The sequence below is a fragment of the Chryseobacterium metallicongregator genome (assembly GCF_031324065.1).
Lineage (GTDB): Bacteria > Bacteroidota > Bacteroidia > Flavobacteriales > Weeksellaceae > Chryseobacterium > Chryseobacterium metallicongregator.
In genome coordinates this window covers 118,269-130,878 of the sequence record NZ_JAVIXS010000006.1, presented here as the reverse complement: position 1 = coordinate 130,878, position 12,610 = coordinate 118,269, and the positions used below count along the sequence as shown (strand labels likewise).

Genomic DNA, 12,610 nt, shown 5'->3' with positions numbered 1-12,610 from the left:
CAGTTCAAAATTATCAGCGAAAGGCTTAGTTCCGAATGTGAAAAAAAATTAAAAAAAATACTACATTTGTGAAAATCACAAAACTATGCACCAGGAAGCTCTCCTCAAGGAAATCCGAAGAAAAATCGGTGAAAAATCTTTAAATGATGAGATCGCCAACATTCTTAATATCAGCTATGATGCGGCTCACAGAAGAACTTCTATGAAAGCTAAGTTCAGTTTTGAGGAAGCTCTGGAGCTTGCCAAATACTATCAGATCTCACTGGATCAGTTTTTGGGAACAGAAAATCAATTGGTAGTCAAGAGAACACAGCCTGTAAAAACTACCGAAGATCTTCTCAACTACTTCGAGAACTCTTTAAAGATTTTGAATGTTTTTCAGAATATTACCAATTCTAAAGTATTTTATTCAGCAAAAGACATCCCGTTTTTTTATACGATTTCAGATTCAGTGCTGTCCCGTTTCAAATTTTATGTCTGGATGAATTTATTGAACCAGGATAAGTTTTTAAGTCCATTTCATGAGTTTACGATGGAATACCATTCTGTAAAAAATGAAATGCTTAAAGATCTTTATGATAAACAAAATGTAACGGAAATATGGAATGACACCACCATTATGAGTGCATTGAGACAAATTTCATTTTACTATGAAATGGGATTGTTAAAAAAGAATGATGTGGATCTTATTCTGGAGGATCTGAGAAAATTGCTGGAAGGACTTGAAATCAAAACACTGGAAAAAAGTAATTTCCAAATCTATGTGAATGATTTAGTCATTTTAAACAACGCTATTCTATTCAAAAACGAAGAACAATGTTCCTTTTTTGTACCTTTCAGCATGTTCGGATATATGATGACCAACGATAAAATAACATGTGAAGATTCTTTGAGCTATTTTGAGCATCAGATCAAAAACTCCAGATCACTGAATGAATCCGGGAACAGAGAAAGGAAAATGTTTTTTAATAAAATGTATGAACAGATTGACCGATTAAAACAGAATTTATTATGAATACGCTTCGTAACGGCGAATATTTTGGAGATACCAATCAAAGAGTCAATTTAGATGGATTGACCATCACCGATACGGAGTATACTCATCCTTATGTAGACTGGCATTATCATGAAAATGCTTATTTCACTTTTCTTCTTCAGGGGAATATGACGGAAGGAAACAGAAAGGAAGTCTATGGCTGCTCTGCCGGAACATTATTGTATCATCATTGGGAAGATCCGCATTATAATATTAAACCGGATATTTTCACAAGAGGCTTTCATATTGAGCTTTCGCAAAGCTGGTTTAACCGGTTTGATATTCAGAAAAATAAAGTGGAAGGCAGTTTTAACATAAAAAATCCGGCTTTAAAACTATTGGTTTATCAGATGTTCAAAGAAACCAAAGGTGATGATATTTCATTTGAACTGGCTTTTAATCAACTATTACTAAATCTTTTCGGTCAGTTGACCCATCAAAAAGAAAGCACAGAAAGAAAACCTTTATGGGTAGGCCAGATTAATGAAATTCTGCATGAAAGCTTTACAGAAAGCCTTAATCTAACAGAACTTTCCAAAATCCTGAACATCCATCCTATTCATCTCAGCAGGGATTTTCACAAATATTTCCATTGTAACCTGGGTGAATATCTCAGAAAATTAAAACTCAATAAATCTCTTGAGCTTCTTACCTTACCCCATTCTTTAACGGACATTGCATTAGAATGCGGTTTTTCAGATCAAAGTCATTTTATCAGATGTTTTAAAGAAAATATGGGCATCACTCCTTTGAAATACAGGAATCTTTTGAAAACTCATTGAAATCATTCCGAATAAAATCACCATTCACGATTTGGATACATCATTCCCCGATTCGGCTACATTTACCTTTTCGTAAGTTTCCATCTTTGTACCATCATTTAAACAAAAAAATATTTAAAAATGGAAACAAAAAAAGTATGGTTCGTGACAGGAGCTTCAAAAGGCTTAGGATTCGAGTTGGTAAAAAAATTACTATCCGAAGGATTTCAGGTTGCTGCTACAAGCCGTACCGTTGAATCCCTGATCTCCTCCATCGGAGAAACTTCAGAAAACTTCCTCCCGCTCAGTGTCAACATCACAGACAATGATGACATCAAATCTTCTATTGAAAAAACAGTTAAGCATTTCGGACGAATTGATGTAGTGGTCAACAATGCAGGATATGGACAAATCGGAACACTGGAAGAACTGACAGATGAAGAAGCAAGAGAAAATTATGCTGTGAATGTTTTCGGAACATTGAATGTGATCAGAAATGCAATGCCTTACCTTCGTGAACAAAGATCAGGAAACATCTTCAATATTTCTTCTGTTGGTGGATATTCTGCTAATTTTCCGGGCTGGGGAATCTATTGCTCTACAAAATTTGCCGTTGCCGGATTTACGGAAGCTCTGGCTGAGGAAGTAAAAGACTTCGGAGTTCATGCTACGATTGTTTATCCCGGATATTTCCGTACAGATTTCTTAACCAAAGATTCGGTGAAAACACCTGCAAATCCTATTCAGGCTTATGAAGCTGCAAGAAATTCGGAACAGGCTCACCTTAACGAAATCAATGGAAACCAACCCAATGATCCTGAAAAAGCAGCGGATGTTCTGATCCAGATCAGTAAAGAAAAAAATCCTCCGGTACATTTATTATTAGGGGTAGGAACAGTGGAATTCCTGAATAACAAAATTGATATTTTAAAGAAAGACGCTGAGAAATGGGAAAGCCTTACTGTTTCTACAGCAATTTAATCTGCTAATATCCTTCGACTCCGCTCTGACTGACATTCCTAATACTTGATATTTCAATTTATACAGATGAATTAAATATAAAGTTTCACAAAAGTCAGTCAAAGCGGAGCCGAAGACTTATAAAACCAGGCTTTATACTTTTTACAAAAACAACTAACTTCGTTCTATGAAACAGCCCGTTCGTTTTAATTCTATTTCAGATTTTCATGCTTTCTGTAGCCTCCAAAATCCTGAGCATCCACTGATCAGTTTGGTAGATTACAGTAAAGTCCGCTATATTGTAGACCACGAAGAACTGAAATGGATTCAGAATTTTTATTCCATTGGTCTGAAAAAGAATGTAAGCCCAAAGTTCAATTATGGACAGCAACAATACGATTTCGATTCTGGAGTACTGTGTTTTGTTTCGCCGCAACAATATTTAAGCCTTGAAATAAATCCGGATGTAGAAGTAGAACCTACCGGATTTTTATTGTTGATTCATCCTGATTTTCTGTGGAATACTTCATTAACCAGAAAAATAAAATCATATGATTTCTTTAGTTATCAGGTGAAAGAAGCCCTTTTTCTTTCTGATAAGGAAGAGAAAATTCTTATTGATATTTTTAAAAATATTGAACGGGAATATCAGGCCAATACTGATAGATTCACGCAGGATCTGATCATTGCTCAGATTGAATTATTACTGGTTTACTCTGACCGTTTTTATGAAAGACAGTTTTTCACCAGAAAAAAATCAAGTCACGAATTATTGTACAAATTCGAAGACATTCTTTCTCAATATTTCGAAAGTGGAAATCTCCTTGAAAACGGGATTCCATCAGTGAAGTGTATTGCCGAACAGATGAATATTTCACCTAATTATCTGGGAACACTTTTACGTCTTCACACCCAGCAAAATACACAACAGCACATTCAGAATAAATTAATTGAATCTGCCAAAGAACGTTTAAGCACCACAAGTTTATCTGTAAGTGAAATTGCTTATGAATTAGGATTCGAGCATCCACAGTCTTTCAGTAAACTCTTCAAACAGAAGACCAATCAGTCTCCGGGAGAATTCAGAAAGCTATTCAATTAGATTTCTTAGAAGATCAATACTACAATAGAAATGTTAATTTCATTCTATTTTGTGATGAGGAAGTTCTGTATTTTTGTTTAAATACTTCTTTAAAATGAAACCTATTCTATTATTGATCTTTATTTTTACAGTTTATTTCTATCAGGGACAAAGTAAAGATATAATCAATGCTGAAAAAACAGAGCATCCCAATCAAAAAAAGTATACCGGGAAAATTGTTTTTCTTACCCAAAACATTGCCACGGAAAACCTGAAAGATTCCGATATTGTTCCCTCTACAGTATTGCAGGAGAATGAAGATCTCAGAATTCATGCTTTCTTTGATAACTCTCTGGTCAATTATCTTCATCAGCTAGAACCCAGCTGGTCTGTGGATGAATTGCTAAAAAAAGGAAATTATCAATTCTCATTTTACGTAGATGGAAAGCTTATCTATAAAGAAAATCTTAATACTGGTGCAGGAACTCCGGACCATAAAAAAGTAAAAACCACATTACAAATTCCTCTTATCAGCAGTAAAAATGAAGATTCCTGGGGAAGGTATTTATGGATGCGTTTTTATATGGCTCATAACGGAATTGATGCACTGACAGCAGGAAATCATATTTTAAAAATTGAAATCAGACCTTATCTCAATACTGCTACAATCAAAACGGGATCAGTCATTGCAGAAGGACAAATCAATCTTACAGTTCCTGCTCAAAATATTACGGAGCAGCAAATCGCCATCCAACCTATTCAGCCCAATAGCGGATGGAAGGTGTCACAGGAAAAAATCAATACTGAAACCATCAGAACCCTGAATAAGAAAATTGCAGAAAACAGGTTTAAAAATATCACCGGAATTGTCGGTATAAAGGGGGGGGAAATTACTTCTTGAAGAGTATTTCAACGGGTCTGGAAGAGACTCGTTGCAGGACACACGATCGGTAGGAAAATCTTTTTCTTCGGCTTTAACGGGGATGGCCATCAAAGAAGGATATCTAAAAAATGAAAACCAGAAACTGAGTGAGTTTTATGACCTGAAGCTTTTTAAAAATTATTCTTCTCAAAAAGATAATGTCACCATCAAAAGTTTACTGACAATGAGTTCAGGATTTAACGGGAATGATGAGGATTATGAATCTCCCGGAAATGAAGAAAATATGTACCCCACTGAAAACTGGGTGAAGTTTACCCTGAATCTACCGATGGCAGAGAATCCCATTGCCAAAAACTGGAATTATTTCACCGCAGGAGTAGTATTATCCGGAGATATTCTGGATAAAAGTGTTCCACACGGATTAAAGAATTATGCAGATAAAAAGTTGTTTCAACCTCTTGGAATTACAAACTACAAATGGCAGTTTACACCCCAGCAAAAGCCTTCACTGGCGGGAGGTCTTCGTATGAAAGCACTTGATTTTGCAAAATTCGGGCAATTGTATCAAAATAACGGGATCTGGAATGGAAAAACCTTATTGAGTAAGGAATGGATTAAGAAATCTTTCACCAATTATTTTACAGACAATCCTGATTTTGAAGGATATGGATATTTATTCTGGAGAAAGGTTTACACTGTTGGAAACAAAAATTATGAAGCATTCCAATCCAGTGGAAATGGGGGAAATAAAATTATTATTTTTACGGAAATACCTGTTGTGATCGTGATTACCGCACAAGCTTACAACAAACCTTATGCCCACCAGCAATCTGAAAAAATAGTACAGGACTATCTTTTACCAGCCTTGAATATGAGTAATGAATAATCAGTAATGAGTAATGTGGAAAAGTGAAAAGAATTGCTTATTGCAAAACTATTCGTCTTTTTTCGAAGGAATCAGAAACACATCAATAAGACCTTCAGGAAGTTCCATTTTGATTGTTCTTTCTTCCCTGTCAACTGCAAGAATCCAGTCTTTGATCATAGGAATAACCACTTCTTTTCCATCCAGATTGGTAATGAAATATACCTGTGCAGTCTGATCATTTACGGATCTGATTACTCCACAGTTGTTATCATTCTGGTCAAAAATTTCAAATCCGATGATTTCGTGGTAATAGAATTGTTTTCCTGAAAGCTTAGGCAGTGAAGCAAGTGGAAGGTAAACACTTTTACCCAACACCTGATCTACCATAGCCTCAGAAGAGTTTTTGAATGCAAGATTCAGAGCATCCAGTTTGCTCCATGATGATTTTTCAATAAAAAATGGAACCAATAATCCGTTGATTTCAACGAATATTGATTCCAATTTATTGTAAAGCTCGGGTTGATCGGTATCCAATTTAAGGATCACGTTACCCGCAAGTCCATGTCTGCGTGTGATTTTTCCTAAAAAATAGCAATCTTCTTTACGCATAACAGGGTTTGTTCTTAAGCTTCAGTGTTTTCTTCAGTTTCAGCAGCAGGAGCTTCTCCTTCTGTAGCTTCAGCAACAACTTCTTCAGCAGGTGCGTTTGCAGCTTCTTCAGCAGCTTTAGCATCAGCTTCAGCTTGTGCAGCAGCAGCAACTCTAGCTTCGTTTACTTTTACTTCAGCCTCTAAAGCAGCTTTCTTAGCATCAGCTTTAGCAGTTGCTAAACCATCTACTTTACCTTGTACTTTAGAATCTTTAGCTTCTACCCAAGCATTGAATCTTTTTTCAGCTTCAGCTTCGTCAAAAGCACCTTTAGCTACACCACCTTGTAAGTGTTTTTTGTAAAGAGCACCTTTGTAAGATAGAATAGCTCTAGCAGTATCAGTAGGCTGAGCACCGTTGTTTAACCACTGTACAGCAGAATCAACGTTCAATTCGATAGTTGCCGGGTTAGTAATTGGGTTGTAAGTTCCTAGTTTTTCGATGAATCTACCATCTCTTCTAGATCTAGAATCTGCAACCACGATGTGGAAAAAAGGTTTTCCTTTTTTACCGTGTCTTTGTAATCTGATTTTTACTGACATAATGTTTGAATTTTACGGGAACTCGTCCCAGTTAAATATTTAAGAGTGCAAAGATAGTAAAAAAGTTTGAAGTAAAAAGCTCCAAGTAGAAAGTTTTATAAAATTCATTTTTTTTTCAGAAGCCGGGAACCTGCTCTCGCTACTCGCTTTTTTCTTCTACAAAGAAAAAGAGCTCAAACAAACCGCTCCATCAGGGCTATTTATTCCAAATTTCCCATATAGAAAAGTCCCAGACATTTCTGGTTTTCCTCAATGATCAGAGAGTCTTTCAGCTCGTCCACAATTTTGGGAGAACTCCAGTAACATCCTATATTATTTGCGGTACAGGTAAGATACATATTCTGAACCGCCATTGAAGTCGCCGCTATTTCTTCCCACTCAGGAACCATTCCGCTGAAATTGACTACAATAGAAACTACAACATCTGCTTTATTGATTTTAAAACCAATATCGTTGTATTTTTTTTCCAAGAAAAGCTGTTCTGGAGTAACCGTTTTATAGATAGCCTGCATTTCTGATGCAAGCTGTGCTTTTTCTTCTCCTTTGAATATTTTGAAACGCCAAGGTTTAGTCCGTTTATGATTGGGAGCAAACGTGGCAGAGTTTACAATCTCCTCCAAAACTTCCTGAGATATTTCTGCTTCTGTATAATCTTTTGGGAAAATACTTCTTCTTTGCTCTATAATTTCTTTTAAAATGGATGCATTATTCATGTAACAAAATTACGAAAAAGATGGAAGCAGGAAGCAGAATGAAGGAAGTTTAATCTGTAACGAGTGATAAAGATCCCGAAAGCTTATCAACATTACTTTTTACTTTTACAAAACCTCAATAACCTTCTGATGGATTTTGTTTAAGGTAAATTCATCTCCGGATTTCATACCCATCATCTTTTTAGCCATGGGACTTTCCGGAGAGATGGCGTAGAACCTGTCTCCCTCAAAAAAGAACTCTCCCAGTGACACAGAAATATAAAACCTTGCCTTATTGGTAATGACCAGTGAACCAAGCTGTACTCTTTCTGTAGCCGTATTCAGGACTTTTGCCATATTTCTTTTAAGATCATTCAGAGCACCAAGCTGTCGCTGCATCTGATAAATTTCCTCCTGCATTTCTTCTCTCATACTGTCATATTTAGGAGTTTTTTTGATGTCACGGCTGGCTTCCAGGGTAAATTCAATAAAGTTTTTAAGCTTTTCAATTTTCTCTGTTATGGTAGTTTTCACAAAGTCTCTGATATCACTTTTTTCAAATACAATCTTCTCCATACAATCTATTCTTTATATAAAGATAATATTTTAGAATAATATTTCTCTGACTTTATACAAAAACGTTAACAAAATAAAGGGAAATATGATTTATTCGAATAATAGGTTCTCATAAAAAAGCCCTGTAAAATTTACAAGGCTTTTTTATTATTTTTCAGCAAGCTTTTTCAGATCGCCCAGCCCCTGACTGAACATCTTATCCATATTGCTATTCATCATCGGCTTCATAATCTTCATCATAGGAGTAAGCTCATTATCGATCATCCATGTCACTTTCGTTCCGCTTCCTTCAGGAATCATAATAAAATTAGCTTTCATATCTCCTTCAAAAGGTTCTATAAAGTGGAGTTTCGTAGCCATTTTCTGGTTTGCAACCAGTTCAGTAATGGATTGTTCACCTTCTCCTACATTTTTATCACCCTTCCAGTGATAAGAATCTCCTACTTTATCGCCGTTCCCTGAATAAGTAATGACAATGTTTTTATCAGCTTTGGAAAAAGGATCCCATTGGTTATACCCTTTTAGATTACCTGTATAGGCCCATACTTTTTCCTGTGGTGCATTGATAACGATTGATTTTTCATAGTGATAATCTTTACTGAAAGCCAGTACGGCAATAACAGCATAGATAAGAATCAGTACAATGATGATACCGATAATTTTTAAGAGTGTTTTCATAGTCTATATATTTAAGGTTATTTATTTTAATGATGACTTTTAAATCTGTTCTCAAAATTAAATATTCCCACATCACTCCTTCTTTCCATATGACAAGATTAATTAAAGATAAGGTATTTTTGTCATAACTTGCCAGTAAGGCATTATTTTTGAGGATTTCAGCTGTGATTCCCTATGAATCATTAAATTTACCTTATATAAAAAGATCAAAAAATGAATATTTTAACAGAAAAATTTAATACACCATATCATTCGGCTCCGTTCAACAGTATTAAAAATGAAGATTATCTTCCTGCATTTAAAGAATTGATACAAAAATCTGAAGCAGAAATTGATGCGATTGTCAACAATACTGAAGCTCCTACTTTCGAAAATGTAATTGAAGCTTTGGCGTATTCCGGAGAGCAACTGGATGTGGTTTCCAATATTTTTTTCAATTTAAATTCTGCAGAAACCAGCGACGAAATCCAGCAGATTGCTCAGGAAGTTTCTCCAATTTTAACAGAATATTCTTCAAAAATTTCTCAAAACGAAGCCCTTTTTAACAAAATCAAAAAAGTATATGATGAAAAGGAAAAATATAATCTCAACGAAGAGCAGGAAATGCTTTTGAATGAAACCTACAAAGGTTTTGTAAGAAGTGGTGCTTTATTGAATGATGAAGACAAAGAAAAATTAAAGAAAATCAGCATGGATCTTTCTTTAAAGTCTTTAAAGTTCGGACAAAATGTACTGGCATCTACCAATGCTTATTTTAAACATATCACCCATAAAGAAGATCTTGCAGGAATTCCTGAAGCAATCATTGATCAATATGCGGAAGAAGCAAAAGAAAGAAACCTTGAAGGCTGGGTAGTGACGTTACAGTATCCAAGCTATATTCCGTTTATGACCTATGCCGAAAACCGTGAACTGAGAAAGGAACTCGCTTTAGCCAATGGTAAAAAATCTTTTGACGGCGGAGAATATGACAACCAGAATCTGATTAAAGAATTGCTTACTCTTAAACAACAGAAAGCTGAACTCATCGGATATAAAAACTATGCAGATTTTGTTCTGGAAGAGAGAATGGCTAAGTCTCCAGTAAAAGTTCTAGATTTTTTAAATGAACTTCTGACAAAAGCAAAACCTTACGCAGATAAAGAGATTGAAGAATTAAAAGCTTTAGCTAAAGCTGACGGAATTGAAGACATGCAAGGTTATGACCACGCATTCTATGCTGAAAAACTACGTAAGGCGAAATTCGATCTTAATGATGAAGAATTAAAACCTTATTTTCCATTACACCAGGTACAGGATGCTGTATTCGGGCTGGCTGGAGAACTTTTCGGGCTGAAGTTTGAAGAAAGAAATGACATTCCGAAATACCACGAGGATGTAAAAGTATATGAAGTAAAAGAGAACGGGACTTACAAATCTCTTTTATACGTTGATTATTTTCCAAGAAAAGGAAAAAGAGCCGGTGCATGGATGACCAGCTACAAAAATCAGTACAAACAAAACGGTGAGAATTCCCGTCCGCATATTTCCATTGTCTGCAATTTCAGCAAACCTACCAAAGATACACCTAGCTTATTGACTTTCCAGGAAGTGACTACTTTATTCCACGAGTTCGGACATGCGCTTCACGGAATGATGGCAGATACTCAATACCCTACTCTTTCCGGAACTTCTGTGAAATGGGACTTTGTGGAACTTCCGTCACAGTTTCTGGAAAACTTCTGCTATGAACCTGAATTTTTAAAAACGTTTGCAAAACATTATAAAACCGGAGAAGTACTTCCTGACGAAAAAATTGAAAAGATTGAGCAGTCTAAAAACTTTATGGAAGGATATCAGACTTTAAGACAGCTAGGCTTCGGGCTTCTGGATATGAACTATCATACGAAAGTTGAAGAATTAGAGAAAGAAAGTGTAAAAGAGTTTGAAGATAAATATACCAAAGCAACGACTCTTTACCCTTCCAACGCTGAAACGGCAATGAGTCCAAGTTTCTCACATATTTTCCAGGGAGGATATTCTGCAGGATATTATTCTTACAAATGGGCCGAGGTTCTGGATGCCGATGCATTCCAGTATTTCAAAGAAAACGGAATCTTCAATCCTGAGATTGCAGCCAAATATAAAGTACTGCTTTCTTCAGGGGGAACAAAAGATCCGATGGAGCTTTACAAAAATTTCAGAGGCAGTGAACCGAAAGTGGAAAGTTTACTGAAAAGAGCATTTGGATAGAATACAGGTTGAGATGACGACAGAAAAAATTAACATACTGGAAGCAGTTTTTAATCAATCTTTAAAAGCAGCTCTTGACAATATTACTTTGGAAAAGATTGATGAAATTCTTGACAACAGAGATTCTGCAGAGTTTTCAGATGAATGGATGAAAGCTTATCAGCTGATTGAAGAAAAACCTTTTGATGAGGAAACGGAAGACCAGATAAGTGGTATCCGAAAGGAGATTTTTGTTTCCACGTTCAGAAGTACCGGTTCTTCAGATCTTCCGGCTTATATTTCCGATGATTTTGGTTTGATATGTTCTTACTACATTCATCAGATTGAAAACAGCTGGGTCACCAATTTGCTTTTTACTTATCTTCATCATCAGATTCCACAAGGAGACCTGATGAAAACAGAGAAAACAATAAAAGAACTGATTCAATAAAATCAGGAAAATACAATATAAAAGAACAGTGATTGCTGTTCTTTTTTGTTTTAAATTAGTCGCTTGTTAACCTCAAAAACCCATTAACTGATCCATGACCATCCAAGAACAAATCCAGGACTATATCAACAGCCAGCCGGAACTGAAGCGTAATGATATGCAGGAACTTCACAACATTATTCTCGAACTCATGCCGGAATGCCAGCTGTGGTTTCTGAATGGTAAAAACGGTGAAAATAAAACCGTTTCCAATCCCAATATCGGATATGGACTGTATACATTACAATATGCCGATGGAAAAACCAGGGATTTTTATCAGATTGGGATGAGCGCCAATACAGCAGGCATTTCCATCTATATTATGAATATCAGTGATAAAACTTACCTTTCAGAAACTTACGGTGAGAAGATGGGTAAAGCCAGTGTAACGGGATATTGTATTAAGTTCAAAGCATTGAAAGATATCAACATTGAAATCCTGAAAGCGGCCATACTGGATGGACTTAAAGAGTAAAAAGCTAAATTTGCACCTTATAAGTAAACATCCATTCTGTAATTCTAAATAATGAGTACAATAACAACAAGATTAGAAAACGTAAAAAAACTTCAGGCTAAAAGATGGGAAAATGAAGACCATTGGGATACTTTAAACGATCTGTTGGTGAAAGAATTAGATGAGATTTTATTGATTGAGCCAACAAATACAGCAGCTTTAATCAATATTGGTGCTATTTACTCGGATATGGGAGAAAATGAAACAGCACTGGAGTATTTAAAAACGGCATTAAATTTGGGTTCTAAAGACAAAAATCTTTTTGTAAACCTCGCCATTGTGCTGGTTTATATGGAGAAACATCAGGAAGAGTATCTTGAATATCTTGAAGAAGCGGATGATAAAACGGAAGACCCTCTCACTTTTAAAGCGTATTTCGATCCTCAATCCCGTTAAAATCAAATTAATTAAAAACGAAAAATCATGTTATTAGCCATCTTACTTCCCTTCTTATCTTTCATGGTCCGTGGAAAAGTCTTCACCGGAATTATTTGTCTTATTTTACAGATCACTCTGATCGGATGGCTTCCTGCTGCTATCTGGGCTGTACTTTCTTTAAATAATGAAAGAGCTGAAAAACGAAATGATAAACTCATTAAAGCAATGCGGGAAAATAAACGCTAGAAACATGATCTGCAATTGAAAGTTCCATAAGTTAAGAACCTTATTT

At 35.6% G+C, this 12,610-nt stretch carries 16 protein-coding genes; 11 read left to right on the top strand and 5 right to left on the bottom strand.

The window, feature by feature from the left end; all coding sequences use genetic code 11:
* Positions 1–85: 85 nt before the first annotated feature.
* From REB14_RS09190 to REB14_RS09165, 6 genes are all read left to right on the top strand, one after another.
* Positions 86–1,015, top strand: a complete 930-nt coding sequence (locus REB14_RS09190) for a helix-turn-helix domain-containing protein (RefSeq protein ID WP_309522024.1) — start codon at positions 86–88, stop codon at positions 1,013–1,015.
* Complete coding sequence (locus REB14_RS09185) at positions 1,012–1,818, top strand: helix-turn-helix transcriptional regulator (RefSeq protein ID WP_079242964.1); 807 nt, start codon at positions 1,012–1,014, stop codon at positions 1,816–1,818. Before REB14_RS09190 ends, REB14_RS09185 begins: the two co-directional genes overlap by 4 nt.
* 120 nt (positions 1,819–1,938) lie before the next feature.
* Positions 1,939–2,778, top strand: a complete 840-nt coding sequence (locus REB14_RS09180; protein ID WP_309522023.1) for an SDR family NAD(P)-dependent oxidoreductase — start codon at positions 1,939–1,941, stop codon at positions 2,776–2,778.
* Positions 2,779–2,944: 166 nt separating this feature from the next.
* Complete coding sequence (locus tag REB14_RS09175) at positions 2,945–3,859, top strand: helix-turn-helix domain-containing protein (RefSeq protein WP_309522022.1); 915 nt, start codon at positions 2,945–2,947, stop codon at positions 3,857–3,859.
* Positions 3,860–3,953: 94 nt separating this feature from the next.
* The gene (locus REB14_RS09170) at positions 3,954–4,739 is read left to right on the top strand and encodes a hypothetical protein (RefSeq protein ID WP_309522021.1); all 786 of its coding nucleotides are present in this window, start codon (positions 3,954–3,956) and stop codon (positions 4,737–4,739) included.
* Positions 4,740–4,770: 31 nt separating this feature from the next.
* Positions 4,771–5,607, top strand: coding sequence for a serine hydrolase domain-containing protein (locus tag REB14_RS09165; protein WP_309522020.1), 837 nt, complete (start codon positions 4,771–4,773; stop codon positions 5,605–5,607).
* Between the two features lie 48 nt (positions 5,608–5,655).
* Here REB14_RS09165 and rimM read toward each other — a convergent pair whose 3' ends face one another.
* The 5 genes from rimM to REB14_RS09140 all read right to left on the bottom strand — a co-directional run bounded on the left by rimM (position 5,656) and on the right by REB14_RS09140 (position 8,725).
* Positions 5,656–6,198 (bottom strand): ribosome maturation factor RimM, encoded by a 543-nt coding sequence (rimM, locus tag REB14_RS09160; protein WP_079242968.1) that lies wholly within the window; start codon positions 6,196–6,198, stop codon positions 5,656–5,658.
* A gap of 14 nt (positions 6,199–6,212) precedes the next feature.
* A complete protein-coding gene (locus tag REB14_RS09155) occupies positions 6,213–6,779 on the bottom strand; it encodes a 30S ribosomal protein S16 (protein ID WP_079242969.1) in 567 nt (188 codons plus the stop codon).
* Positions 6,780–6,979: 200 nt separating this feature from the next.
* Complete coding sequence (locus tag REB14_RS09150; RefSeq protein ID WP_079242970.1) at positions 6,980–7,492, bottom strand: nitroreductase family protein; 513 nt, start codon at positions 7,490–7,492, stop codon at positions 6,980–6,982.
* Positions 7,493–7,597: 105 nt separating this feature from the next.
* Positions 7,598–8,047 carry a hypothetical protein gene (locus tag REB14_RS09145; RefSeq protein ID WP_034698989.1) on the bottom strand — a complete coding sequence of 150 codons (450 nt, stop codon included), beginning with the start codon at positions 8,045–8,047 and terminating at the stop codon, positions 7,598–7,600.
* A gap of 147 nt (positions 8,048–8,194) precedes the next feature.
* Positions 8,195–8,725, bottom strand: coding sequence for an SRPBCC family protein (locus tag REB14_RS09140; RefSeq protein ID WP_079242971.1), 531 nt, complete (start codon positions 8,723–8,725; stop codon positions 8,195–8,197).
* A gap of 213 nt (positions 8,726–8,938) precedes the next feature.
* Between REB14_RS09140 and REB14_RS09135 the strand changes: the two genes are divergently transcribed.
* From REB14_RS09135 to REB14_RS09115, 5 genes are all read left to right on the top strand, one after another.
* A complete protein-coding gene (locus tag REB14_RS09135) occupies positions 8,939–10,957 on the top strand; it encodes a M3 family metallopeptidase (RefSeq protein ID WP_079242972.1) in 2,019 nt (672 codons plus the stop codon).
* Between the two features lie 13 nt (positions 10,958–10,970).
* Positions 10,971–11,387 (top strand): hypothetical protein, encoded by a 417-nt coding sequence (locus REB14_RS09130; RefSeq protein WP_309522019.1) that lies wholly within the window; start codon positions 10,971–10,973, stop codon positions 11,385–11,387.
* 94 nt (positions 11,388–11,481) lie between these two features.
* Complete coding sequence (locus REB14_RS09125; RefSeq protein WP_309522018.1) at positions 11,482–11,901, top strand: DUF1801 domain-containing protein; 420 nt, start codon at positions 11,482–11,484, stop codon at positions 11,899–11,901.
* Positions 11,902–11,952: 51 nt separating this feature from the next.
* Complete coding sequence (locus tag REB14_RS09120) at positions 11,953–12,336, top strand: tetratricopeptide repeat protein (RefSeq protein WP_079242975.1); 384 nt, start codon at positions 11,953–11,955, stop codon at positions 12,334–12,336.
* Positions 12,337–12,363: 27 nt separating this feature from the next.
* On the top strand, positions 12,364–12,564 hold the full coding sequence (locus tag REB14_RS09115) for a YqaE/Pmp3 family membrane protein (RefSeq protein ID WP_202971504.1): 201 nt from the start codon (positions 12,364–12,366) through the stop codon (positions 12,562–12,564).
* Positions 12,565–12,610 lie beyond the last annotated feature (46 nt).

Excerpts from the sequence above, each read along its gene's own strand:
- REB14_RS09190 (WP_309522024.1), top strand. The coding sequence starts at position 86 with ATGCACCAGGAAGCTCTCCTCAAGGAAATCCGAAGAAAAATCGGTGAA.
- REB14_RS09185 (WP_079242964.1), top strand. The coding sequence starts at position 1,012 with ATGAATACGCTTCGTAACGGCGAATATTTTGGAGATACCAATCAAAGA.
- REB14_RS09180 (WP_309522023.1), top strand. The coding sequence starts at position 1,939 with ATGGAAACAAAAAAAGTATGGTTCGTGACAGGAGCTTCAAAAGGCTTA.
- REB14_RS09175 (WP_309522022.1), top strand. The coding sequence starts at position 2,945 with ATGAAACAGCCCGTTCGTTTTAATTCTATTTCAGATTTTCATGCTTTC.
- REB14_RS09170 (WP_309522021.1), top strand. The coding sequence starts at position 3,954 with ATGAAACCTATTCTATTATTGATCTTTATTTTTACAGTTTATTTCTAT.
- rimM (WP_079242968.1), bottom strand. The coding sequence starts at position 6,198 with ATGCGTAAAGAAGATTGCTATTTTTTAGGAAAAATCACACGCAGACAT.
- REB14_RS09155 (WP_079242969.1), bottom strand. The coding sequence starts at position 6,779 with ATGTCAGTAAAAATCAGATTACAAAGACACGGTAAAAAAGGAAAACCT.
- REB14_RS09150 (WP_079242970.1), bottom strand. The coding sequence starts at position 7,492 with ATGAATAATGCATCCATTTTAAAAGAAATTATAGAGCAAAGAAGAAGT.
- REB14_RS09145 (WP_034698989.1), bottom strand. The coding sequence starts at position 8,047 with ATGGAGAAGATTGTATTTGAAAAAAGTGATATCAGAGACTTTGTGAAA.
- REB14_RS09140 (WP_079242971.1), bottom strand. The coding sequence starts at position 8,725 with ATGAAAACACTCTTAAAAATTATCGGTATCATCATTGTACTGATTCTT.
- REB14_RS09135 (WP_079242972.1), top strand. The coding sequence starts at position 8,939 with ATGAATATTTTAACAGAAAAATTTAATACACCATATCATTCGGCTCCG.
- REB14_RS09130 (WP_309522019.1), top strand. The coding sequence starts at position 10,971 with ATGACGACAGAAAAAATTAACATACTGGAAGCAGTTTTTAATCAATCT.
- REB14_RS09125 (WP_309522018.1), top strand. The coding sequence starts at position 11,482 with ATGACCATCCAAGAACAAATCCAGGACTATATCAACAGCCAGCCGGAA.
- REB14_RS09120 (WP_079242975.1), top strand. The coding sequence starts at position 11,953 with ATGAGTACAATAACAACAAGATTAGAAAACGTAAAAAAACTTCAGGCT.
- REB14_RS09115 (WP_202971504.1), top strand. The coding sequence starts at position 12,364 with ATGTTATTAGCCATCTTACTTCCCTTCTTATCTTTCATGGTCCGTGGA.